20 protein-coding genes and 1 pseudogene are annotated in these 23,809 nt (G+C 48.8%); 12 read left to right on the top strand and 9 right to left on the bottom strand.

Features of this window, described 5'->3' with window-relative positions; translation table 11 throughout:
• Positions 1-434: 434 nt before the first annotated feature.
• Positions 435-962, bottom strand: a complete 528-nt coding sequence (gene mobB / locus A9180_RS08920) for a molybdopterin-guanine dinucleotide biosynthesis protein MobB (protein WP_064528007.1) — start codon at positions 960-962, stop codon at positions 435-437.
• On the bottom strand, positions 944-1,528 hold the full coding sequence (gene mobA / locus A9180_RS08915; protein WP_064528005.1) for a molybdenum cofactor guanylyltransferase MobA: 585 nt from the start codon (positions 1,526-1,528) through the stop codon (positions 944-946). The genes mobB and mobA overlap by 19 nt, the downstream gene beginning before the upstream one ends.
• Positions 1,529-1,597: 69 nt before the next feature.
• Between mobA and A9180_RS08910 the strand changes: the two genes are divergently transcribed.
• From A9180_RS08910 to A9180_RS08895, 4 genes are all read left to right on the top strand, one after another.
• A complete protein-coding gene (locus tag A9180_RS08910; RefSeq protein WP_064528003.1) occupies positions 1,598-1,867 on the top strand; it encodes a YihD family protein in 270 nt (89 codons plus the stop codon).
• 76 nt (positions 1,868-1,943) lie between these two features.
• Positions 1,944-2,930, top strand: a complete 987-nt coding sequence (srkA, locus tag A9180_RS08905; RefSeq protein ID WP_064528001.1) for a stress response kinase SrkA — start codon at positions 1,944-1,946, stop codon at positions 2,928-2,930.
• A 16-nt stretch (positions 2,931-2,946) separates the two neighbouring features.
• Positions 2,947-3,573, top strand: a complete 627-nt coding sequence (gene dsbA, locus A9180_RS08900; protein WP_064527999.1) for a thiol:disulfide interchange protein DsbA — start codon at positions 2,947-2,949, stop codon at positions 3,571-3,573.
• 154 nt (positions 3,574-3,727) lie between these two features.
• Complete coding sequence (locus A9180_RS08895) at positions 3,728-5,158, top strand: DUF945 family protein (RefSeq protein ID WP_064527998.1); 1,431 nt, start codon at positions 3,728-3,730, stop codon at positions 5,156-5,158.
• Positions 5,159-5,198: 40 nt separating this feature from the next.
• Here A9180_RS08895 and A9180_RS08890 read toward each other — a convergent pair whose 3' ends face one another.
• Positions 5,199-6,131, bottom strand: coding sequence for an acyltransferase (locus tag A9180_RS08890; RefSeq protein ID WP_074399502.1), 933 nt, complete (start codon positions 6,129-6,131; stop codon positions 5,199-5,201).
• Positions 6,132-6,494: 363 nt separating this feature from the next.
• Here A9180_RS08890 and polA point away from each other — a divergent pair, with 363 nt between their 5' ends.
• Positions 6,495-9,281, top strand: a complete 2,787-nt coding sequence (polA, locus tag A9180_RS08875; RefSeq protein ID WP_064527989.1) for a DNA polymerase I — start codon at positions 6,495-6,497, stop codon at positions 9,279-9,281.
• Between the two features lie 389 nt (positions 9,282-9,670).
• Here polA and yihA read toward each other — a convergent pair whose 3' ends face one another.
• Positions 9,671-10,303 (bottom strand): ribosome biogenesis GTP-binding protein YihA/YsxC, encoded by a 633-nt coding sequence (yihA, locus tag A9180_RS08870; protein ID WP_064527987.1) that lies wholly within the window; start codon positions 10,301-10,303, stop codon positions 9,671-9,673.
• A 234-nt stretch (positions 10,304-10,537) separates the two neighbouring features.
• On the opposite strand from yihA, the pseudogene A9180_RS24225 reads away from it, so the two are divergent.
• From A9180_RS24225 to hemN, 3 genes and pseudogenes are all read left to right on the top strand, one after another.
• Positions 10,538-10,766 (top strand): annotated as a pseudogene (locus A9180_RS24225) (hypothetical protein).
• A gap of 118 nt (positions 10,767-10,884) precedes the next feature.
• Positions 10,885-11,394: a Der GTPase-activating protein YihI gene (gene yihI, locus A9180_RS08860; RefSeq protein WP_064527986.1), complete on the top strand. Its 510-nt coding sequence runs from the start codon at positions 10,885-10,887 to the stop codon at positions 11,392-11,394.
• Positions 11,395-11,582: 188 nt separating this feature from the next.
• Positions 11,583-12,956: an oxygen-independent coproporphyrinogen III oxidase gene (gene hemN, locus A9180_RS08855; protein ID WP_064527984.1), complete on the top strand. Its 1,374-nt coding sequence runs from the start codon at positions 11,583-11,585 to the stop codon at positions 12,954-12,956.
• Between the two features lie 139 nt (positions 12,957-13,095).
• Here hemN and A9180_RS08850 read toward each other — a convergent pair whose 3' ends face one another.
• The 4 genes from A9180_RS08850 to glnA form a co-directional block, all read right to left on the bottom strand.
• Complete coding sequence (locus tag A9180_RS08850) at positions 13,096-13,206, bottom strand: YshB family small membrane protein (protein WP_064527982.1); 111 nt, start codon at positions 13,204-13,206, stop codon at positions 13,096-13,098.
• A gap of 113 nt (positions 13,207-13,319) precedes the next feature.
• Positions 13,320-14,729 (bottom strand): nitrogen regulation protein NR(I), encoded by a 1,410-nt coding sequence (glnG, locus tag A9180_RS08845; RefSeq protein ID WP_064528037.1) that lies wholly within the window; start codon positions 14,727-14,729, stop codon positions 13,320-13,322.
• Between the two features lie 11 nt (positions 14,730-14,740).
• Entirely contained in the window at positions 14,741-15,790 is a 1,050-nt protein-coding gene (gene glnL, locus A9180_RS08840) for a nitrogen regulation protein NR(II) (protein WP_064527980.1), read from the bottom strand.
• A 318-nt stretch (positions 15,791-16,108) separates the two neighbouring features.
• Positions 16,109-17,518 carry a glutamate--ammonia ligase gene (glnA, locus tag A9180_RS08830; RefSeq protein ID WP_001271717.1) on the bottom strand — a complete coding sequence of 470 codons (1,410 nt, stop codon included), beginning with the start codon at positions 17,516-17,518 and terminating at the stop codon, positions 16,109-16,111.
• A 372-nt stretch (positions 17,519-17,890) separates the two neighbouring features.
• On the opposite strand from glnA, the gene typA reads away from it, so the two are divergent.
• The 4 genes from typA (at position 17,891) to A9180_RS08805 (ending at position 22,997) form a co-directional block, all read left to right on the top strand.
• Positions 17,891-19,714 (top strand): ribosome-dependent GTPase TypA, encoded by a 1,824-nt coding sequence (gene typA / locus A9180_RS08820; protein ID WP_001514692.1) that lies wholly within the window; start codon positions 17,891-17,893, stop codon positions 19,712-19,714.
• 217 nt (positions 19,715-19,931) lie between these two features.
• Positions 19,932-20,642: a GntR family transcriptional regulator gene (locus tag A9180_RS08815; protein ID WP_064527977.1), complete on the top strand. Its 711-nt coding sequence runs from the start codon at positions 19,932-19,934 to the stop codon at positions 20,640-20,642.
• Positions 20,643-20,649: 7 nt separating this feature from the next.
• Entirely contained in the window at positions 20,650-21,630 is a 981-nt protein-coding gene (locus A9180_RS08810; RefSeq protein WP_064527974.1) for a sugar phosphate isomerase/epimerase family protein, read from the top strand.
• A gap of 101 nt (positions 21,631-21,731) precedes the next feature.
• A complete protein-coding gene (locus A9180_RS08805) occupies positions 21,732-22,997 on the top strand; it encodes an MFS transporter (RefSeq protein WP_064527973.1) in 1,266 nt (421 codons plus the stop codon).
• Positions 22,998-23,087: 90 nt separating this feature from the next.
• Here A9180_RS08805 and ompL read toward each other — a convergent pair whose 3' ends face one another.
• Positions 23,088-23,780, bottom strand: a complete 693-nt coding sequence (gene ompL / locus A9180_RS08800; RefSeq protein ID WP_064527971.1) for a porin OmpL — start codon at positions 23,778-23,780, stop codon at positions 23,088-23,090.
• Positions 23,781-23,809: the final 29 nt, after the last annotated feature.

Raw genomic sequence — 23,809 nt, 5'->3', positions numbered from 1 at the left:
AGAAGTGAAACGCCGTAGCGCCGATGGTAGTGTGGGGCCTCCCCATGCGAGAGTAGGGAACTGCCAGGCATCAAATAAAACGAAAGGCTCAGTCGAAAGACTGGGCCTTTTGTTCTATCTGTTGTTTGTCGGTGAGAACTCTCCTGAGCAGGACGCCCCGCCATAAACGGCCAGGCATCAAATTGAGCGAAAGGCGACTGATGACAAACGCAAAAACTGCCTGATGCGCTACGCTTATCAGGCCTACATGGTTTATGCAATGTATTGAATTTGCATGATTTTGTAGGCCGGATAAGGCGTTCACGCCGCATCCGGCATGAACAAAGCGCACTTTGTCAGCAATCTGAAGGCCATCCGTCAGGATGGCCTTTTTGCGTTGGTGCAGAAAAAATGCCGGATGCGACGCTGGCGCGTCTTATCCAGCCTACTTTTGCTTATCCGCCCTGCTTTTGCATCCACTCCACCACAAAATCAGCCAGCCCCTCAATATCATTAATATCCAGTAACGCGACATCAAGATTAAGCGGTACATCGCTGGCTACGGCAATGACATGCCTGTCTATTACCAACTCTTCAGGGACATGTCCGGCCCCTTCGCGAAACAGCACAATTTTCGCGATCTCTTCATGCTTGAACCCTTCAACCAGAATCAAATCCAGTTTTGAGGCATCCATCCGACCTGCGAGAAAATGTAGATCCAGCTCTTCTTCGTCTGGCGTTTCCGTCATCAAGGCCCAACGTTGCTGGCTGGCAACGATGGTTTGAGTCGCCCCAGCCTTGCGCAACTCATAGCTATCTTTGCCTGGCTTATCGACATCCATATCATGATGCGTATGTTTAATCAGCCCCGGGCGGATCCCTCTGGCGCATAATGACGGGATCAGTTTTTTCAGCAGCGTCGTTTTTCCGGTGCCACTCCACGCGGCAAAGGCGAGTAACGGTATCATTGTCTTTCCTGCCATTGGGCAAGTTCCTCTGGCGTATTCACGTTCACAAATGCCTCTTTATGATCGCTGAAATCAACCGCGTGACCGCCAGCCAGGCGCATAAATGCCATTACCCGTCGCTCTCCGGTTCGTAAATATTCCTGCAACAAAGGCTCAATAGTGCGACTTACCAGAGCAATAGTCGGGTGATCTCGTTCACCGTCATGGACCCACACTACAGGAGCATCTTTGCGCTGGTGATTAAGCCGGGAGACTAAATCCTCGGGAATATAGGGCGTATCGCACGGACAAAACAGAAACCACTCGCCTGCTTCCTGCTGCATTACCGAAAGCATTCCCGCCAGCGGGCCAGGGTAATCCGCCAGTGAATCCGCGATTACTTTCAGACCACTTGCCTGATAGATTTCCTGATGGCGATTGGCATTGACCACAACGTGAGACAGCTGCGTCATAAGTGCGTCAGCGACATGCCGCCACAGCGGTTTGCCGTTTAATTCAAGCAACCCTTTATCCGCGCCGCCCATTCTTCTGGCCTTACCGCCCGCCAAAACAACGCCTGTTATCGTCGTCACCAGATTCACCGATATCGCCTCTTTTATTGTGGGATTGACCCTGCTAACGTGTCTGTCTCAAGAGTAAGGAGCATTACTATGAAATGTAAACGTCTGAATGAAGTTATTGAACTCCTCCAGCCAGCCTGGCAAAAAGAGCCAGACCTTAACCTGCTGCAATTTTTGCAGAAACTGGCGAAAGAGTCAGGTTTTGACGGCGATCTGGCGGATTTGACGGATGACATTCTGATCTATCATCTGAAAATGCGCGATTCCGCGAAAGATGCGGTAATCCCAGGGCTGCAGAAAGATTATGAAGAAGACTTCAAAACGGCGCTATTACGCGCGCGTGGCGTAATTAAAGAGTAAAAGCTTGTAAGCGCTACCAACAAAATCATTGTGAAATGATATCCTTCATCATTCGTAATGTTTTCCGGATGATGGGATGAACAACAGCGCTTTTACTTTCCAGACACTACACCCGGATACCATCATGGACGCTCTGTTTGAGCAAGGGATCCGGGTGGATTCCGGTCTTACCCCGCTTAACAGCTATGAAAACCGAGTCTATCAATTTCAGGACGAAGATCGTCGGCGTTTTGTCGTCAAATTTTATCGTCCTGAACGTTGGACAGCAGATCAAATCCTCGAAGAACATCAATTTGCGCTGCAACTGGTAAACGACGAAGTTCCGGTCGCTGCCCCTTTGGCTTTTAACGGCCAGACATTATTGATTCATCAGGGATTTTATTTCGCTGTTTTTCCAAGCGTCGGTGGTCGCCAGTTTGAAGCCGATAATATTGATCAGATGGAAGCGGTTGGTCGTTATCTGGGGCGTATGCACCAGACGGGGCGCAAACAGCTTTTTATCCATCGCCCGACCATCAGTCTGAATGAATATCTCATTGAGCCACGCAAGCTGTTTGAGGACGCTACACTGATACCTTCCGGGTTGAAAGCGGCATTCCTGAAAGCGACAGATGAGCTGATCGCCACCGTTACAGCACACTGGCGGGAGGACTTTACCGTTCTGCGATTACATGGTGACTGCCATGCTGGAAATATTCTCTGGCGCGATGGCCCAATGTTTGTCGATTTGGATGATGCGCGTAATGGTCCTGCAATTCAGGACCTGTGGATGTTGCTGAATGGCGATAAAGCTGAACAGCGGATGCAGTTAGAAACTATTATTGAAGCTTATGAAGAATTTAGCGAGTTCGACACCGCTGAAATCGGACTGATTGAACCTTTACGTGCCATGCGTTTGGTTTATTATCTTGCCTGGCTAATGCGGCGCTGGGCCGATCCCGCGTTCCCGAGAAATTTCCCATGGTTAACCGGGGAAGATTACTGGCTGCGACAGACGGCGACTTTTATAGAGCAGGCAAAAGTTCTACAAGAACCCCCTTTGCAATTAACACCTATGTATTAATCGGAGAGAGTAAATCATGAAAAAGATTTGGCTGGCGCTGGCTGGTTTGGTTTTAGCGTTTAGCGCATCGGCGGCGCAGTATGAAGATGGTAAACAATACACCACGCTGGAAAAGCCGGTTGCTGGCGCACCGCAAGTGCTGGAGTTTTTCTCTTTCTTCTGCCCGCACTGCTATCAGTTTGAAGAAGTTCTGCATATTTCTGAGAACGTGAAGAAAAAACTGCCGGAAGGTGTGAAGATGACTAAATACCACGTCAACTTCATGGGCGGGGAGCTTGGTCAATCTCTGACACAAGCGTGGGCTGTGGCGATGGCGCTGGGCGTAGAAGATAAAGTGACTGTGCCGTTGTTTGAAGGCGTACAGAAAACACAGACCATTCGCTCTACCGCCGACATTCGCGATGTCTTCATCAACGCAGGTATTAAAGGCGAAGAGTATGATGCAGCATGGAACAGCTTTGTTGTTAAATCTCTGGTCGCACAGCAAGAAAAAGCGGCTGCAGATGTACAATTGCGTGGCGTTCCAGCGATGTTTGTTAACGGTAAATATCAGCTGAATCCGCAGGGTATGGATACCAGCAATATGGATGTTTTTGTTCAGCAGTATGCTGATACAGTGAAATATCTGTCTGAGAAAAAATAATTTATTGTAATTTTCATAAAGCCCGTGAATATTCACGGGCTTTTTTGTTGTTTAATCAATATAAATACTTTCTGATAAATCACCTCGTTTCTGGACATTTTAATATCAAGCGCGGATATTAAAAGTTTTGCTGTTTTATCAGGGAATATTAGAAATGATACGTAAGTCAGCCACAGGCGTTATTGTTGCGTTAGCCATTATCTGGGGCGGTGGAACATGGTATGAAGGGACTCAAATCCAGCCTGGCGTCGAAAAATTTATTAAAGATTTTAACGACAGTAAAAAGAAGGGCGAGCATGCCTATGATATGACCGCCAGCTATAAAAACTTTGATAAAGGTTTTTTTAGCTCTCACTTTCAAATGATTATTACATTTGATAAAGGTGCGCCAGATCTCAATATCAAGCCAGGACAAGGTATTGCATTTGATGTGGATGTCGATCATGGTCCCTTGCCGCTATCAATGCTAAAAAGTGGCAATATCTTACCTGCTATGGCGGCAGCAAAAGTTAAATTAGTCAATAATGAACTGACACAACCGCTATTTATTGCCGCAAAAGATAGAGCGCCCGTCGAAGCGACATTGCGGTTCGCCTTTGGCGGTTCTTTCTCTACAACGCTGGACGTTGCCCCAGCAGAGTATGGAAAACTTTCCTTTGGTGAAGGTCGGTTTACTTTTAATGGCGATGACAGTTCATTGTCTAACCTCGATGTTGAAGGTAAAGTCGAAGATATCGTTCTGGAATTATCGCCAATGAACAAAATCACGGCGAAAAACTTTACCGTTAACTCCCTGACACGATTAGAAGAAAAGAAATTTCCACTTGGTGAAAGCGAGTCGAAATTTAATCAGATTAGCATTATCAATCACGGTGACGAAGTTGCCAAAATCGACGCTTTCGTCGCGAAAACCACACTACAGCGCGTGAAAGATAAAGATTATATCAATGCCAATCTGACCTACGAAATTGATAAGTTAACAAAAGGGAATCAGCAACTCGGTAGCGGTCAGTGGTCATTGATTGCTGAATCTATTGATCCCTTAGCCGTTCGTCAGTTTGTCATCCAGTATAATATTGCGATGCAGAAGCAACTTGCAGCACACCCTGAGTTAAAAAATGATGAAGCTGCACTGGAAGAAATGAATACTGTATTGTTCAAAGAGTATTTGCCGTTATTACAAAAAAGTGAGCCGATCATTAAACTACCTATAAGCTGGAAGAACGCAGTCGGTGAACTAAATGCTAATCTGGATATTAGTATTGCCGATCCAGCCAAATCCTCGTCATCCACAAACAAAGATATCAAATCGTTCAATTTGAACGTGGCTTTACCGCTTAATGTCGTTACTGAAACAGCAAAGCAACTTAATTTATCTGAAGGAATGGATGCTGAAAAAGCTCAAAAGCTGGCTGATAAACAAATCGGAGGAATGGCAACATTAGGTAAGATGTTTCAGTTAATCACAATTGACAACAATATCGCCTCGCTGCAACTGCATTATTTGCCAGGTAAAGTTGTTTTTAACGGTCAGGAGATGAGCGAAGAAGAGTTTATGTCTCGTGCCGGACGTTTAGTGCATTAAAATGATAACTCGCCTCTGCTAATACGGAGGCGAGTTATAACTACTTATCCTGATGCTGTGATGACATCAGTGAAGTCAGAAGTCGGTCTTTTTCCTGCCACAGTGTGTTCAGCCACTGCTGAAAATGACGTTTGAAGCTTTTGTCATTGATATAGTCGCCATGCAACTCTTCAGCAATAGGTTGTAAATCCACATGCACGACAATCCGCGTCAGTTTGCCACTTAACATATCGAAGAATGGCTGGCGGTTATTGTCCGGATAACACAGCGTAACATTGAGTAGTTTATCAAATTGTTTACCCAGCACATTCAGCGTCATCGCGATACCGGCGGCTTTGGGAGGCAGGAGGTTTTTAAATGTCGAGTGGGTTTGCTGGCGTTTCTGTTCAGTAAAACGAGAGCCTTCAACAAAATTCACAATCGTGGTGGGATGCAGGCGAAACTTTTCGCAAGACCGACGAGTAGTTTCAACATCTTTACCGCGTCGTTCCGGATGACGTATCAAATAAGCGCGGGAATAGCGCTTCATAAACGGCATATCCAGCGCCCAGCATGCCAGGCCAAGGAAAGGCACCCAGGCCAGTTGCTGCTTGAGAAAATATTTGTTCATTGGAATATGCTTACGAAACAACACGCACAGCACAACAATATCAGCCCAACTGCGGTGATTACAAATAAGCAGATACCAGTTCTTCTTACTTAGTCCTTCCAGTCCGCGAACTTCCCATTGCAGGTGTGGGTTAAGGTGCAGTAATAGCGCTAATCCTTCACACCAGCAATACATCATAAAATCACAAAAAAGCGATACCTTTCGCCAAATCACTGGCACAGGTAACAATAGTTTTACGATCCCGGCAATGATGATCGGGACAGAACAAAAAATGGTGACCAAAATGGTCAATACGATACTCACCAAAAGTGTTATCGCAGCGAGTATTCTCGTCATAATTAAATTATTCAAAAGGTTAGCCATAGACAGTGCGCTAAAGAAGCGCAAGGCGCAGATTTTAGCAGAAAATGGTCCAAATAACGGATGATCCTTAAATAGAAAAATAATTAATATCTATCCACATTAGAAAAAATCCCTATTACTCAATCACCAGCAATGCTTTTATTTTTAACTTTATGAAAAACAATAATAAACATAATGCTGTAACAAGCATGATAATAAATTAAAAGCGATGTAAATAATTTATACACAAAGTTATCCACACGACCATTTGCGAGCGATCCAGAAGATCTACAAAAGATTTTCACGAAAAGTGGTGAAAAACTCATGTTTTCATCCTGTCTGTGGCATCCTTTACCCATAATCTGATAAACAGGCACGGACATTATGGTTCAGATCCCCCAAAACCCACTTATCCTTGTAGATGGTTCATCTTATCTTTATCGCGCATATCACGCGTTTCCGCCGCTGACTAACAGCGCAGGCGAGCCAACCGGTGCGATGTACGGTGTCCTCAACATGCTGCGTAGTCTGATCATGCAATACCAACCGACGCATGCAGCGGTGGTCTTTGACGCCAAGGGAAAAACCTTTCGTGATGAACTGTTTGAACATTACAAATCACATCGCCCGCCAATGCCGGACGATTTGCGCGCGCAGATCGAACCCCTGCACACAATGGTAAAAGCGATGGGGCTGCCTCTGCTGGCCGTTTCTGGCGTAGAAGCAGACGATGTTATTGGCACTCTGGCGCGCGAAGCAGAAAAAGCCGGGCGTTCGGTATTGATCAGCACCGGTGATAAAGATATGGCGCAACTGGTGACGCCAAATATCACGCTTATCAACACCATGACAAATACTATCCTCGGCCCGGAAGAGGTGGTGAATAAGTACGGCGTACCACCAGAACTGATTATCGACTTCCTGGCTCTGATGGGCGACTCCTCCGATAACATACCGGGCGTACCGGGCGTCGGCGAAAAAACTGCGCAGGCACTGCTACAAGGTCTTGGCGGCCTGGATACGTTGTATGCCGAGCCGGAAAAAATTGCTGGGTTGAGCTTCCGCGGCGCGAAAACAATGGCGGCGAAGCTTGAGCAAAATAAAGAGGTGGCCTATCTCTCTTACCAGCTAGCGACGATTAAAACTGATGTTGAGCTGGAACTGACCTGCGAACAACTGGAAGTACAGCAACCGGCGGCTGAAGAGTTGTTGGGACTGTTCAAAAAGTATGAGTTCAAGCGTTGGACTGCTGATGTCGAAGCGGGTAAATGGTTACAGGCCAAAGGGGCGAAACCAGCAGCCAGGCCGCAGGAAACCATTGTTGTCGACGAAACCCCAGAAGTGACTGCAACAGCGATTTCTTACGATAACTACGTCACTATTCTGGACGAAGAAACTCTGAAAGCATGGATTACGAAGCTGGAAAAAGCGCCTGTATTTGCGTTTGATACCGAAACCGACAGCCTCGATAACATCTCTGCCAACCTGGTAGGGTTTTCTTTTGCTATCGAACCTGGCGTAGCGGCCTATATCCCGGTTGCTCATGATTATCTTGATGCGCCCGATCAGATTTCCCGCGAGCGCGCGCTCGAACTGCTGAAACCGCTGCTGGAAGATGAAAAGGCGCAGAAGGTCGGGCAAAACCTGAAATACGATCGCGGCATTCTGGCGAACTACGGTATTGAACTGCGAGGGATTGCCTTTGATACCATGCTGGAGTCCTACATTCTCAACAGTGTTGCCGGTCGTCACGATATGGACAGCCTTGCGGAACGTTGGTTGAAACACAAAACCATCACTTTTGAAGAGATTGCCGGTAAAGGTAAAAATCAACTGACCTTTAACCAGATTGCCCTGGAAGAGGCCGGACGCTATGCTGCCGAAGATGCGGATGTCACCTTACAATTGCATCTGAAAATGTGGCCGGACCTGCAAAAACACAAAGGGCCACTGAACGTCTTCGAAAACATCGAAATGCCGCTGGTGCCGGTGCTTTCGCGCATCGAACGTAACGGTGTGAAGATCGATCCGAAAGTGCTGCACAATCATTCTGAAGAACTCACCCTGCGTCTGGCAGAGCTGGAAAAGAAAGCGCATGAAATTGCAGGTGAAGAATTTAACCTTTCTTCCACCAAACAATTGCAAACTATTCTTTTTGAAAAACAGGGTATTAAGCCGCTGAAGAAAACGCCGGGTGGTGCGCCGTCAACATCTGAAGAGGTACTGGAAGAGCTGGCGTTGGACTACCCGCTGCCAAAAGTGATTCTGGAGTATCGTGGCCTGGCGAAGCTGAAATCGACCTACACCGACAAGCTGCCGCTGATGATCAACCCGAAAACCGGGCGCGTGCATACTTCCTATCACCAGGCAGTAACTGCGACGGGACGTTTATCCTCAACCGATCCTAACCTGCAAAACATTCCGGTGCGTAACGAAGAAGGTCGCCGTATCCGCCAGGCATTTATTGCGCCGCAGGATTACGTGATTGTCTCGGCGGACTACTCACAAATTGAGTTGCGCATCATGGCGCATCTTTCACGAGACAAAGGCTTGTTGACTGCGTTTGCTGAAGGAAAAGACATCCACCGGGCAACGGCGGCGGAAGTGTTTGGTTTACCGCTGGAAACCGTTACCAGCGAACAGCGCCGTAGCGCGAAAGCGATCAACTTCGGCCTGATTTATGGTATGAGCGCTTTCGGCCTGGCGCGGCAATTGAACATTCCGCGTAAAGAAGCGCAGAAATACATGGACCTTTACTTCGAACGCTACCCTGGCGTACTGGAGTATATGGAACGCACTCGTGCTCAGGCGAAAGAGCAGGGATACGTTGAAACCCTGGACGGACGTCGCCTCTATCTACCGGATATCAAATCCAGCAACGGTGCGCGCCGTGCCGCGGCTGAACGCGCAGCCATTAACGCACCAATGCAGGGAACCGCAGCAGATATCATCAAACGGGCGATGATTGCCGTTGATGCATGGCTACAGGAAGAGCAGCCACGCGTGCGTATGATCATGCAGGTACACGATGAACTGGTGTTTGAAGTTCATAAAGATGATGTCGATGCGGTAGCGAAGAAGATCCATCAGTTGATGGAAAACTGTACCCGCCTGGATGTGCCGTTGCTGGTGGAAGTGGGAAGTGGCGAAAACTGGGATCAGGCGCACTAAGATTTGCCTTAACAAGCCTTTTTTTCGTAACTAAGCAACATAACCAGCCACGATTTGTGATGGGTATTAGAAATTCCTATGCAACAACTGAAAAAAAATTACAAAAAGTGCTTTCTGAACTGAACAAAAAAGAGTAAAGTTAGTCGCGTAGGGTACAGAGGTAAGATGTTCTATCTTTCAGACCTTTTACTTCACGTAATCGGATTTGGCTGAATTTTTTAGCCGCCCCAGTCAGTAATGACTGGGGCGTTTTTTATTGTGCGAAAGAAAAACTCCGTATTGCCGGATGTGTTGTGCTTAACAGGCCTGCGGTGGATGTAACTCATTGAATTTGCATGATTTTACGTGCCGGAAATGCGATATCCGGCACATGCATAAGGGCTATAAAGTTATTCGCCTTCCTGCGTCTCTTCAACGGGTTGCATCTCGCTAAACCAGGTATCCAGTTTCTGGCGAAGCTTATCCACACCTTGCTTCTTCAGAGAAGAGAATGTCTCTACCTGCACATCACCGTTAAACGCCAGCACAGCTTCACGCACCATATTCAATTGCGCTTTACGTGCGCCGCTCGCCAGTTTGTCCGCTTTGGTCAGCAGCACCAGTACGGCGATATTACTGTCCACCGCCCACTCAATCATCTGCTGGTCGAGATCTTTCAGCGGATGGCGAATATCCATCAGCACAACCAGGCCTTGTAGACTCTGACGTTTTTCGAGGTACTCGCCGAGTGCGCGCTGCCATTTGCGCTTCATCTCTTCAGGAACTTCCGCGTAGCCATAACCAGGCAAGTCGACCAGACGTTTGCCGTCAGCCACTTCAAACAGGTTGATAAGCTGGGTACGTCCTGGTGTTTTCGAGGTCCGCGCCAGGCTTTTCTGGTTAGTCAGCGTGTTCAGCGCGCTGGATTTGCCTGCGTTGGAACGGCCTGCAAAAGCCACTTCGATCCCGGTATCGGAAGGTAAGTGGCGAATATCAGGCGCACTCATCACAAAATGCGTCTGTTGATAATTCAAATTAGTCAAAGCGGTCGTCTCCGTCAGTCAAAGCTTTACGGCGATTATACCTGAACCACAATAAAAGACGGATTTTTCGGCGTGAACGGTGTAAGTAAATACCATGTGCTTTGTGAGACATTGCCGATTGCTTTTATGAGAAATCGAAGAGAAATTTCTGCGACGCATGTCAAATAGGCTAAATAAATCATGTGATTAGTTTTATACAATAATCTGAAAATGAGTAAATACTGATGATAGTTTATTGTTTGTTTAACACAGAAGCGTAAAGTAGCACCCATAGAGCGAGGATGCTAACAGGAACGATGACTCAGGATGAGGGTCAGGAGCGCCAGGAGGCGAAGACAGAGGATTGTCAGGAAGACAAACGTCCGGAGACGTCACTAAAGGGAAATGGAATCAACACGGAATGTTCCGGCTAATGGAAAAACAGGGTGTGTTGGCGGCCTGCAAGGATTGTAAGACCCGTTAAGGGTTGTGAGTCAGGAAAAAAGGCGACAGAGTAATCTGTCGCCTTTTTTCTTTGCTTGCTTTCTGTTAGATTCCGCCGCAAATCTATACTAAATAAAACGGCTAAAAGACGAACCATTATGAAACCATCATCTTCAAACTCACGCAGCAAAGGTCACGCAAAAGCGCGTCGAAAAACACGTGAGGAGCTGGATCAGGAAGCTCGTGACCGCAAGCGTCAGAAAAAACGCCGTGGTCATGCACCAGGCAGCCGCGCAGCGGGCGGTAGCGTTACTTCGGGTAGCAAAGGCCAGAATGCACCGAAAGATCCACGTATTGGCAGTAAAACCCCTATTCCATTGGGCGTGACTGAAAAAGTCACCAAACAGCACAAACCGAAGAGTGAGAAACCTATGCTTTCACCGCAGGCTGAGTTGGAGTTACTGGAGACGGATGAGCGTCTGGATGCGCTGCTGGAACGTCTGGAAGCAGGCGAAACCCTGAGCGCTGAAGAGCAATCCTGGGTGGATGCCAAGTTGGATCGTATTGATGAGCTGATGCAGAAACTCGGCCTCTCTTATGACGATGACGAAGAAGAGGAAGAAGACGAGAAGCAAGAAGACATGATGCGTCTGCTGCGGGGCAACTAACAGATTGCCACCGTGGGCCTTCCTGTTCTGCTGATAACCCTTCCGGTTATATGTTATCTGGTGTGGTTATTCGTTAAACTACAGCGGTTGTCGCGGCGACAAAAGTGGCTGCGCAACCGGCTGATGACCCGAAACGGGCATCCGTCGGTACGCCGTAGCCGCCAGAGACGCCATCGGAAGGAGTGAGCATGTCTGTACAGCAAATCGACTGGGACCTGGCCCTGATCCAGAAATATAACTATTCCGGGCCACGATACACCTCGTACCCGACCGCGCTGGAGTTTTCAGAAGACTTCGGCGAACAGGCGTTTCTACAAGCCGTGGCGCGCTACCCTGAGCGTCCCTTATCTCTCTACGTTCATATTCCGTTCTGCCACAAGCTTTGCTACTTCTGTGGTTGCAATAAGATAGTGACTCGTCAGCAGCACAAGGCCGATCAGTATCTGGACGTGCTTGAGCAAGAAATCGTTCATCGTGCGCCGCTATTTGCCGGACGCAAGGTGAGCCAATTGCACTGGGGCGGCGGTACGCCAACGTACCTGAATAAAGCGCAAATCAGCCGCCTGATGAAGCTACTGCGGGAAAACTTCCAGTTCAATGCCGATGCGGAGATCTCGATCGAAGTCGATCCGCGCGAAATCGAACTGGATGTACTCGATCATTTACGCGCCGAAGGCTTTAATCGTCTGAGTATGGGCGTGCAGGACTTCAACAAAGAAGTGCAACGTCTGGTTAACCGCGAGCAGGATGAAGAGTTCATCTTTGCGCTGCTTAACCATGCGCGTGAGATTGGCTTTACCTCCACCAACATTGACCTCATTTACGGTCTGCCGAAACAAACGCCGGAGAGTTTCGCCTTTACCCTGAAACGCGTGGCGGAACTGAACCCCGATCGTCTGAGCGTCTTTAACTACGCGCATCTGCCAACTATTTTTGCCGCCCAGCGCAAAATCAAAGATGCCGACCTGCCGAGTCCGCAGCAAAAACTGGATATCTTGCAGGAAACTATCGCCTTCCTGACGCAATCGGGCTATCAGTTTATTGGTATGGATCACTTTGCCCGCCCGGACGACGAGCTGGCGGTGGCCCAGCGTGAAGGTGTGCTGCATCGTAACTTCCAGGGCTATACCACTCAGGGTGATACCGATCTGCTTGGGATGGGCGTTTCAGCCATCAGCATGATTGGCGACTGCTACGCGCAGAACCAGAAAGAGTTAAAGCATTACTATCAGCAGGTGGATGAACAAGGCAATGCGCTGTGGCGCGGTATTGCGCTAACGCGTGATGACTGTATTCGCCGCGATGTGATTAAGTCGCTAATCTGCAACTTCCGTCTGGATTACGCCCCCATTGAGCAGCAGTGGGATTTGCACTTCGCTGATTACTTTGCGGAAGATCTCAAGCTACTGGCCCCATTAGCAAAAGATGGGCTGGTGGATGTCAATGAGAAGGGGATTAAGGTGACGGCGAAAGGTCGCTTGCTGATCCGCAACATTTGCATGTGCTTCGATACTTATCTGCGCCAGAAAGCGCGGATGCAGCAGTTCTCACGGGTGATTTAAATAGTAAATGGCGCTTCGTTTACAAGTTAGAAAACGAAAGCGCCATTAATGTGCTGAGAACAAGGTTGCCTGATGCGCTACGTTTATCAGGCCTACAAAATCTGTTTTTGTACGCCGCATCCGGCATAGACAACGAGCTTCAGCTAAATAGCCCAATCATTGCGGCACACAGCACGGCAGCAACGGCAGTTTGCGGCGTGTGGCTGTTAACTGCGCCACTTGATAGCAGATTAATTATTGATTCCAGCATAATGATACTCCCCCCGTTTTCCGGGCAAGATCATACTGAACTTATCGGAACAGTAAAGCGCAAAATAACAGCAATTTGCGCTCAATAATCAATCTTTACACGGCGAGCCTGAATCACTCCATTCCCAGTTCTTTTAACTTACGTGTCAGGGTGTTACGCCCCCAGCCAAGTAAGCGCGCTGCTTCCTGTTTATGCCCCTGCGTATGTCGCAACGCGGTAGTCAGTAACGTCCGCTCCAACTCTGGCTGCGCTTCAGACAGCAAGTTTTGATGACCGGAACGTAGCGCCCGATCTGCCCACTGTGCTAACAGCGTTGCCCAACTGTCCGGCTGCATTTGTGAAGTGCTTTCCGGTACGGTTGATTCAAACAATTCGCCAGGCAAATCCTGAATCAACACTTCCTGTCCGGCTGCCATAACGGTTAACCAACGGCAGGTGTTTTCCAGCTGGCGTACGTTACCCGGCCACACCAGACGTGTCAGAGCGGCTTCGGTTTCCGGATGCAGCAGTTTGGCTTCGACACCCAGCTCGCGGGCGGCAACCTGCAGGAAATGGCGTGCCAGACGGGGAATATCTTCCCTACGCTCGCGCAGCGGCGGCAGATGAACACGGATAACGTTCAGGCGGTGGAACAAATCCTCGCGGAACTTGCCTTCCTGTACCCGCTGTTCGAGATTCTGGTGGGTCGCGGCGATAATCCGCACATCCACTTTCACCGGCGCATAGCCGCCAACACGATAAAACTGACCGTCTGCCAGCACGCGCAGCAAACGGGTCTGCACATCCAGCGGCATGTCGCCAATTTCATCAAGGAATAACGTGCCGCCATCGGCCTGTTCAAAACGCCCCTGACGAACGGTATTAGCACCGGTAAATGCGCCTTTCTCGTGACCAAACAGTTCTGATTCGATCAAATCCTTCGGGATAGCCGCCATATTCAGTGCGATAAACGGCGCTTTGGCTCGCGGACTGTGGCGATGCAGGGCATGAGCGACCAGCTCTTTACCGGTGCCGGATTCGCCGTTGATCAGCACGCTAATGGAAGAACGCGAGAGTCGACCGATAATACGGAACACGTCCTGCATGGCTGGCGCTTCGCCGATGATATCGGTCGTTGGGCCGTTAAGCTGAACATTACGCGGCTGCTGCTGCTCCTGGTAATGGCTGATGGCGCGCTCAACCAGCGCCACGGCCTCGTCGATATCAAACGGTTTGGGCAGATAATCAAACGCCCCTTGTTGATAGGCGCTAACGGCAGCATCCAGATCCGAGTGCGCAGTCATAATGATGACCGGAAGCATTGGATGACGCTGTTTAATCTGTTTAAGCAGCGCCAGTCCATCCATGCCGGGCATGCGGATATCCGACAGCAACACATCCGGCGTTTTACTCGCCAGCGCTTCCAGCACTTCTGCGCCGTTCTCAAACGTCGTACAGGTTAAACCCGCCCCAGCGAGCGCACGTTCAAGCACCCAACGGATGGAACTATCGTCATCGACTACCCAGACTATCCCTCGTTGCATAAACGTCACCTTTATTTCCTGATAGGCAGGTAAACCGAGAACTCGGTATGACCTGGCCAACTGGTAAATTCAATTTTGCCTGAATGCTGATCAATTAAATTACGGGCGATGGATAAGCCAAGCCCGGTGCCACCTTCGCGGCCGCTGACCATCGGGTAAAAAAGCGTATCCTGCAAATGAGGCGGAATGCCTGGCCCGTTATCTTCCACATCAATTCGCGCCGCCAGCCGATAACGCTCGCCATGTAAGGTCAGTTGAAACGCGGTGCGGGTACGCAGAATAATTTCGCCGCCTTCCGGTCCCAGTGCCTGTAGCGCATTGCGCACAATATTCAGCAGGACCTGTTCAATCTGCTCCGGATCGTGCGCCAGTTCCGGCAGGCTGGGGTCGTAATCACGAATCAACCGCACGTTGTCCGGCAGTTCCATCGACACCAGCGTCACCACGCGTTCAGCCACTTTGTGAATACTTTCGATGACACGCGTACCGGGCAGTTGTGGCCCCAGCAGACGATCGACCAGATTACGTAACCTGTCCGCCTGTTCGATAATCACTTTGGTATATTCCAGCAGTGACGGGTCGGGCAAGGCTTTGCTGAGTAACTGCGCCGCGCCGCGTAAACCGCCAAGCGGATTTTTAATCTCATGCGCAAGGCCACGGACCAAATCACGGGCAGCAACCTGCTGGGCGTGCTGTAGCTGTTCCTGACTTAAACGGCGCTGGTTATCCATCGGTGCCATTTCCAGCAGAATCATGCCGTCTGGCATGCGCTGGGCCGTCACAGAAAGAATATGCGAGCGCCCGTCGATCACCAGCGTCACTTCGTTATCGGTAAAACCTTGCCCCGCCTCCAGGCTTTCTTGCATCAGCTCGATATTTAGTGAGAAGTAGCTCAACAGTTCAGGTAACGGCGTACCAAACAATTTGCGGGAGCTTTGGGCGAGCAGTTGTTGCGCGGCGGGGTTGGCGTAATGGATCGCCAGGTTGTCATCAATTAACAAAATACTGTTAATCAGCGAGTTGAGGATCTGCCCAGCATCGGGCTGCGTGCCTGTTGCCATAAAGCAGTCTCCTGAACAGGTTGCACCATTTTAGTGCATTATAGCTTTTTACGGATAAAAAGCGCGAAGCATCACAGAAGTTACGGAGAAAAAAGCCCATGCAGAGATGGGCTGAAATTTCCACGGCAACTAAAAACCAGTCCCATCAGGCTATTTTATTTGCCATTTTGAACCTGGGCAGTGCTCGAACTCCTCACGTACTGGTGTACGCTCCGGGTTCTGCGCGCTGTCCGTGTTCAAACTGGCTGCAACAATTACGCCAGATGGGCCTGGTTTGAACCCCCGGCTTTTTAGCACCGGGTATTACAACTTCAACTATTAGACGCTGTAGTACAGCTCAAACTCTACCGGGTGCGGAGTCATACGCACGCGGTCATCTTCTTCGCGACGCAGGGCGATGTACGCATCAATCGCTTCATCAGTGAACACGCCACCGGCTTTCAGGAACTCGCGGTCCAGATCCAGTTCGTTCAGTGCTTCTTCCAGAGAGCCTGCAACCTGTGGGATCTCTTTCGCTTCTTCCGGCGGCAGGTCATACAGGTTTTTGTCCATGGCTTCGCCCGGGTGGATCTTGTTCTTGATACCATCAAGACCGGCCATCAGCAGGGCAGCAAAGCACAGGTACGGGTTAGCTGCCGGGTCCGGGAAACGCACTTCGATACGACGTGCTTTCGGAGAAGAAACCACCGGAATACGGATAGATGCAGAACGGTTACGCGCAGAGTAAGCCAGCATTACCGGAGCTTCGTAGCCCGGGACCAGACGCTTGTAAGAGTTGGTGGTCGGGTTTGCCAGGGCGTTAATTGCTTTAGCGTGTTTGATTACGCCGCCAATGTAGTACAGCGCCTGCTCAGACAGACCTGCATATTTGTCGCCCGCGAACAGGTTGACGCCGTTTTTAGACAGTGACATGTGGCAGTGCATACCGGAGCCGTTATCACCGAACATCGGTTTTGGCATAAAGGTCGCGGTTTTACCGAAGCGGTGCGCCACGTTGTGAACAACATATTTGTAGATCTGAATTTCGTCAGCTTTTTTGGTCATGGTATTGAAGCGGGTTGCCACTTCGTTCTGACCTGCAGTTGCAACTTCGTGGTGATGAGCTTCAACCACCAGACCCATCTGTTCCATCACCAGACACATTTCAGAACGAATATCCTGAGCTGAGTCTACCGGTGGAACCGGGAAGTAACCGCCTTTCACTGCCGGACGGTGACCTTTGTTACCACCTTCGTATTGGGTGGAGGAGTTCCACGCGCCTTCGATATCGTCGATAGCAACGTGAGAACCGGAGATAGAAGAGCCGAAACGGATGTCATCGAACAGGAAGAATTCTGGTTCTGGGCCGAACAGTACGGTATCGGCAATGCCAGTGGAACGCAGATAATCTTCAGCGCGCTTCGCAATAGAACGCGGGTCACGGTCATAGCCTTGCAGGGTGCCAGGTTCAAGGATGTCGCAACGGATAATCAGGGTAGAGTCGGCGAAGAACGGGTCAATCACTGCGGTGGATGCGTCTGGCATCAGCACCATGTCGGACTCGTTAATGCCTTTCCAGCCGCCAATCGAGGAGCCGTCAAACATTTTGCCTTCTTCGAAGAATTCAGCATTCACCTGATGAGCAGGGATAGTGACGTGCTGTTCTTTACCTTTAGTATCGGTGAAGCGCAAATCAACAAACTTCACTTCGTGCTCGTTCAGCATCGTCAGTACGTGTTCAGCGGACATACTTTAACTCTCCTGGATTGGTCATGGTCGTCGTGGTAACGAAATCTGCAATTATTTTGGCCGTGTCGCCGTAAAAAAGATAAAGCGAAATCTGTGCCAACTTTTAAATTACCCCTAAAAGGCGTTATCATGCTTAACATCGTGCAAAAGGGCTGCACCATGTTGAGAATCTTGCACCAATATAGTGCTCTAATGGAAACACTAAGCACCATATTGGTGCAATGACCTTTGGATAACCCTTTTTATGCTCCGTGAAAGCGATCACAAAGGAACTCTGCAATACTTGTTTGCGGAGGATGTTTGTGATCCTGTTTTGTAGTGCGATTAATCCGTGTACAATAACGCGCTATTTCTAATGCCTGAGGCAAAGTTGTGATCGAAAAATTGCGTAACATCGCCATCATCGCGCACGTCGACCATGGTAAAACCACCCTGGTAGACAAGCTGCTCCAACAATCCGGTACGTTCGACTCTCGTGCCGAAACCCAAGAGCGCGTGATGGACTCCAACGATTTGGAGAAAGAGCGTGGGATTACCATCCTCGCGAAAAACACCGCTATCAAATGGAATGATTACCGTATCAACATCGTTGATACCCCGGGGCACGCCGACTTCGGTGGTGAAGTTGAACGTGTAATGTCCATGGTAGACTCAGTGCTGCTGGTGGTTGACGCATTTGACGGCCCAATGCCGCAAACGCGTTTCGTAACCAAAAAAGCGTTTGCTTATGGCCTGAAGCCTATCGTTGTTATCAACAAAGTTGACCGCCCTGGCGCGCGTCCTGACTGGGTTGTGGATCAGGTATTCGACCTGTTCGTTAACCTCGACGCGACCGACGAGCAGTTGGACTTCCCGATCGTTTACGCTTCTGCGCTGAACGGCATCGCGGGTCTGGACCATGAAGATATGGCGGAAGACATGACCCCGCTGTATCAGGCGATTATTGACCATGTTCCTGCGCCGGACGTTGACCTTGACGGTCCGTTCCAGATGCAGATTTCTCAGCTCGATTACAACAGCTATGTTGGCGTTATCGGCATTGGCCGCATCAAGCGCGGTAAAGTGAAGCCGAACCAGCAGGTTACTATCATCGATAGCGAAGGCAAAACCCGTAACGCGAAAGTCGGTAAAGTGCTGGGCCACCTCGGCCTGGAACGTATCGAAACCGATCTGGCGGAAGCTGGCGATATCGTGGCGATCACGGGCCTTGGCGAACTGAATATTTCTGACACCGTTTGCGACACGCAAAACGTTGAAGCGCTGCCGGCACTCTCCGTTGATGAGCCGACCGTTTCTATGTTCTTCTGCGTTAACACCTCGCCGTTCTGCGGTAAAGAAGGTAAGTTCGTAACCTCTCGTCAGATCCTGGATCGTCTGAACAAAGAACTGGTACATAACGTTGCGCTGCGCGTAGAAGAAACCGAAGACGCCGATGCGTTCCGCGTTTCTGGTCGTGGCGAACTGCACCTGTCTGTTCTTATCGAAAACATGCGTCGTGAAGGTTTCGAACTGGCGGTATCCCGCCCGAAAGTAATCTTCCGTGAAATCGACGGTCGTAAACAAGAGCCGTACGAAAACGTGACTCTGGACGTTGAAGAACAGCATCAGGGTTCTGTGATGCAGGCGCTGGGCGAACGTAAAGGCGACCTGAAGAACATGAATCCAGACGGTAAAGGCCGCGTACGTCTCGACTACGTGATCCCAAGTCGTGGCCTGATTGGCTTCCGTTCCGAATTCATGACCATGACTTCCGGTACGGGTCTGCTGTACTCCACCTTCAGCCACTACGACGACGTACGTCCGGGTGAAGTGGGTCAGCGTCAGAACGGCGTACTGATCTCTAACGGTCAGGGTAAAGCGGTAGCGTTCGCCCTGTTCGGTCTGCAGGATCGCGGTAAGCTGTTCCTCGGTCACGGTGCAGAAGTTTACGAAGGTCAGATTATCGGTATTCACAGCCGCTCTAACGACCTGACTGTAAACTGCCTGACCGGTAAGAAACTGACCAACATGCGTGCTTCCGGTACTGACGAAGCCGTTGTTCTGGTTCCGCCTATCCGCATGACTCTGGAACAAGCTCTGGAGTTCATCGATGATGACGAACTGGTAGAAGTGACTCCGACCTCTATCCGTATTCGTAAACGTCACCTGACGGAAAACGATCGTCGCCGCGCGAACCGTGCGCCGAAAGACGATTAATTTCGCTTTTTAGTCATAAAAAACCTGCCAGCGATGGCAGGTTTTTTTTTTGCCTGTCGTAAGTCCTCACCAGTGCGAGCATCTCCCTTATAAGTCTGTGGTTACGTCAATAGAGAGCTTTGTCACAATTATCTGCAAAGTCATACGCCGTTAATTGCTTTCTTTTTTGGCGTAAGCGTAAGATGCCACATCTGGTTTAAACCAAAAGGATTAAACAATGACGGGAAACCAATCCACCGTAGAAAATGCAAAAGAGAAATTGGATCGGTGGTTAAAAGATGGCATCACCACGCCGGGTGGAAAACTCCCTTCAGAAAGAGAGCTGGGAGAGCTGCTGGGCATTAAACGTATGACGTTACGCCAGGCGTTGCTGAACCTTGAGGCAGAATCCAAAATCTTCCGTAAGGATCGTAAAGGTTGGTTCGTGACTCAGCCGCGATTTAATTACAGCCCGGAGCTGTCGGCAAGCTTTCAGCGGGCCGCTATTGAACAAGGGCGGGAGCCTTCCTGGAGATTTACTGAGAAAAAACGTACCCGCGACATTCCTGAAACGCTCATGCCACTGATTGCAGTGACGCCGTCAACCGAACTCTACCGCATTACCGGTTGGGGGGCGCTGGAAGGACATAAAGTTTTCTATCACGAAACGTATATTAATCCTGAAGTTGCCCCTGGTTTTATTGAGCAACTTGAAAACCACTCATTTTCTTCAGTCTGGGAAAAATGCTACCAAAAAGAAACGGTAGTAAAAAAATTGCTTTTCAAACCCGTCAGAATGCCGGGTGATATCAGTAAGTTTCTTGGCGGTTCAGCGGGCATGCCTGCGATATTAATTGAAAAACATCGCGCCGACCAGCAAGGGAATATTGTCCAGATAGATATTGAATATTGGCGATTTGAGGCCGTGGATCTCATCATTAATCTGTAGGTGTTTTATGGTGACAATAAATAACGCAAGAAAGATTCTACAACGTGTCGATACTCTACCTCTTTATTTGCATACCTATGCTTTTCATTTAAATATGCGGCTGGAAAGAGTATTGCCGGCTGATTTACTTGATATTGCGAGTGAAAATAATCTGCGAGGCGTCAAAATTCATGTTCTGGATGGCGAGCGTTTTTCTCTGGGCAATATGGCAGATAAAGAACTCTCTGCCTTTGGCGATAAAGCCCGCCGTCTGAACCTTGATATTCATATTGAAACCAGCGCCTCAGATAAGTCATCTATTGATGAAGCCGTCGCCATCGCGTTGAAAACCGGGGCATCGTCCGTGCGTTTTTATCCGCGTTATGAAGGTAATTTGCGCGATGTATTATCGATCATCGCTAACGATATTGCCTATGTGCGGGAAACGTATCAGGACAGCGGCCTGACCTTTACGATCGAGCAGCATGAAGATTTAAAAAGCCATGAACTGGTGTCGCTGGTCAAAGAAAGTGAGATGGAGTCTCTTTCCTTACTGTTTGATTTTGCGAACATGATCAATGCAAATGAGCATCCAATGGATGCCTTAAAAACGATGGCACCGCATATTACCCAGGTCCATATCAAAGATGCCTTGATCGTTAAAGAACAAGGTGGCCTGGGGCATAAAGCCTGTATTTCAGGTCAGGGTGATATGCCATTCAAAGAATTATTAACGCACCTTATCTGCCTGGGTGATGATGAGCCACAGGTGACGGCATATGGCCTGGAAGAAGAGGTTGATTATTATGCTCCGGCGTTCCGCTTTGAAGACGAAGATGATAATCCGTGGATCCCATACCGGCAGATGAGTGAAACACCATTGCCAGAAAAGCATTTGCTGGATGAGCGGTTACGTAAAGAAAAAGAAGATGCGATTAATCAGATAAATCATGTGCGTAACGTACTACAACAAATCAAGCAAGAGGCAAGCCATCTTCTGAATCACTAATAAGTTTCAACTCAGACGCAGTTAATAAAACCATTCCATAAGAATGGTCGGTATCTTATTGCCTTTAAAACAGTGATTTTAAAAATCGCTTAGGGGATGTTATGCTCACGAAAAAGAAATGGGCGTTATTTAGTCTATTAACACTGTGTGGCGGTACAATTTATAAATTACCGTCGTTGAAAGATGCGTTTTATATCCCGATGCAGGAATATTTCCATTTGACCAATGGTCAAATTGGTAATGCTATGTCGGTAAACTCATTTGTCACCACAGTGGGCTTTTTTCTGTCTATTTATTTTGCCGATAAACTACCGCGCAGATACACCATGTCATTCTCACTCATTGCGACGGGATTACTGGGTGTTTATCTGACGACAATGCCGGGTTATTGGGGCATCCTCTTTGTCTGGGCGCTATTTGGCGTTACCTGCGACATGATGAACTGGCCTGTTTTGCTCAAGTCGGTGAGTCGATTAGGCAATAGCGAACAACAAGGCCGTTTGTTTGGTTTCTTCGAAACAGGGCGTGGCATTGTCGATACCGTGGTGGCATTTTCTGCGCTGGCAGTATTTACCTGGTTTGGCAGTGGATTGTTGGGCTTTAAAGCGGGTATTTGGTTCTATTCCCTCATTGTGATCGCCGTGGGCATTATCATTTTCTTTGTCCTGAATGACAAAGAAGAGGCACCTTCCGTAGAGGTGAAAAAAGATGAAGATGCATCGCAAAACACCAGTATGACTTCGGTGCTGAAAGACAAAACCATCTGGCTTATCGCTTTCAACGTCTTCTTCGTTTACGCGGTTTACTGTGGCCTGACATTCTTCATTCCATTCCTGAAAAATATCTATCTGCTGCCCGTTGCGCTGGTGGGGGCTTACGGCATCATTAACCAATACTGTCTGAAAATGATCGGTGGACCGATTGGTGGCATGATTTCAGATAAGATCCTGAAATCGCCGAGTAAATATCTATGCTACACCTTTATCATCAGCACCGCGGCACTCGTTCTATTGATTATGCTGCCGCACGAAAGTATGCCGGTCTATTTAGGGATGGCATGTACGTTAGGCTTTGGCGCGATTGTCTTTACTCAGCGTGCAGTGTTCTTTGCGCCTATTGGCGAAGCAAAAATTGCTGAAAATAAAACAGGTGCGGCGATGGCGTTGGGTAGCTTTATCGGCTACGCCCCGGCGATGTTCTGCTTCAGCCTGTATGGCTACATTCTGGATTTAAACCCGGGGATTATTGGCTACAAAATCGTGTTTGGCATTATGGCCTGCTTCGCATTCTGTGGTGCGGTGGTTTCCGTAATGCTGGTTAAGCGCATTAGCCAGCGTAAGAAAGAGATGCTGGCGGCTGAAGCTTAATTAATGGCCGGATGTGCTTCATCCGGCCAACGAAAACCGTATCAGCCGTAGGCCGGATAAGGCGTTTACGCCGCATCCGGCAGTTTCACATCAGAAGAAATACTTCGTACCGATACGAATCTGGTTTTGTTCGCGGTGATACGGCTCGACGTTGCGGTCTAACCAGCGCAATTCAATATAGGGCAGCCAGTGCTCATTAATGCGGTAACGGAAGGTGTTAGTGATTTCCCAGTGGTGCTTCGTACCATTGCTGCTATTGAAATCATTAACGTTATAAAAATAGTGCGGCTCAAAGGTATATGAGAACTTATCGGTAATAATAAAGTTCCAGTAGTTACCAATCTCGTAGCTGTCATTATTATCCAGATCACCGTTCAAATCGGTTGAGCTGTAGTTATTATGGTTAAAACGGTTACGCACCGTCAGGTTAAACCACGGGGTAAATTTGTAGTTAACATCCAGATAAACGGCCCCCCCCGAACCGGCGCTCTTATCATTAATTAAGCCACCGGGCTGGATGGTTAATTTATCGGTTGGTTTGAATAAAGGATACCAACCTTCAATTTCGTTATATCCATGTTTTAGTTCATCTTCGCGCTGAAAGTTGTAGGTATTGGTTAACATAATACCCGCGCCCATATCGAAGTTATAACCCACACGTAGCATAACCTCGCCCTGATCGGAGGCAAGATTATATGCCTCCCTGTTTTCGACATATGCGCCTGCGAATACCGATGCGGAAGTCAGAGAGGATAATAAAATTATTGCATTTATTTTTTTCATAATAAGTCCATTTTTAAGCGTAGGGGGCC

Source organism: Escherichia sp. B1147 (assembly GCF_001660175.1).
Classification (GTDB): domain Bacteria; phylum Pseudomonadota; class Gammaproteobacteria; order Enterobacterales; family Enterobacteriaceae; genus Escherichia; species Escherichia whittamii.
Note: the sequence above shows the minus strand (reverse complement) of the source record. Positions and strands in the feature narration are given on the sequence as shown.

Coding starts and splice junctions, on each gene's coding strand:
- A9180_RS08890 (WP_074399502.1), bottom strand. CDS start 6,131: ATGGCTAACCTTTTGAATAATTTAATTATGACGAGAATACTCGCTGCG.
- glnG (WP_064528037.1), bottom strand. CDS start 14,729: ATGCAACGAGGGATAGTCTGGGTAGTCGATGACGATAGTTCCATCCGT.
- yihI (WP_064527986.1), top strand. CDS start 10,885: ATGAAACCATCATCTTCAAACTCACGCAGCAAAGGTCACGCAAAAGCG.
- srkA (WP_064528001.1), top strand. CDS start 1,944: ATGAACAACAGCGCTTTTACTTTCCAGACACTACACCCGGATACCATC.
- polA (WP_064527989.1), top strand. CDS start 6,495: ATGGTTCAGATCCCCCAAAACCCACTTATCCTTGTAGATGGTTCATCT.
- glnL (WP_064527980.1), bottom strand. CDS start 15,790: ATGGCAACAGGCACGCAGCCCGATGCTGGGCAGATCCTCAACTCGCTG.
- glnA (WP_001271717.1), bottom strand. CDS start 17,518: ATGTCCGCTGAACACGTACTGACGATGCTGAACGAGCACGAAGTGAAG.
- A9180_RS08895 (WP_064527998.1), top strand. CDS start 3,728: ATGATACGTAAGTCAGCCACAGGCGTTATTGTTGCGTTAGCCATTATC.
- hemN (WP_064527984.1), top strand. CDS start 11,583: ATGTCTGTACAGCAAATCGACTGGGACCTGGCCCTGATCCAGAAATAT.
- ompL (WP_064527971.1), bottom strand. CDS start 23,780: ATGAAAAAAATAAATGCAATAATTTTATTATCCTCTCTGACTTCCGCA.
- dsbA (WP_064527999.1), top strand. CDS start 2,947: ATGAAAAAGATTTGGCTGGCGCTGGCTGGTTTGGTTTTAGCGTTTAGC.
- A9180_RS08850 (WP_064527982.1), bottom strand. CDS start 13,206: ATGCTGGAATCAATAATTAATCTGCTATCAAGTGGCGCAGTTAACAGC.
- A9180_RS08815 (WP_064527977.1), top strand. CDS start 19,932: ATGACGGGAAACCAATCCACCGTAGAAAATGCAAAAGAGAAATTGGAT.
- A9180_RS08910 (WP_064528003.1), top strand. CDS start 1,598: ATGAAATGTAAACGTCTGAATGAAGTTATTGAACTCCTCCAGCCAGCC.
- A9180_RS08810 (WP_064527974.1), top strand. CDS start 20,650: ATGGTGACAATAAATAACGCAAGAAAGATTCTACAACGTGTCGATACT.
- mobB (WP_064528007.1), bottom strand. CDS start 962: ATGGCAGGAAAGACAATGATACCGTTACTCGCCTTTGCCGCGTGGAGT.
- A9180_RS08805 (WP_064527973.1), top strand. CDS start 21,732: ATGCTCACGAAAAAGAAATGGGCGTTATTTAGTCTATTAACACTGTGT.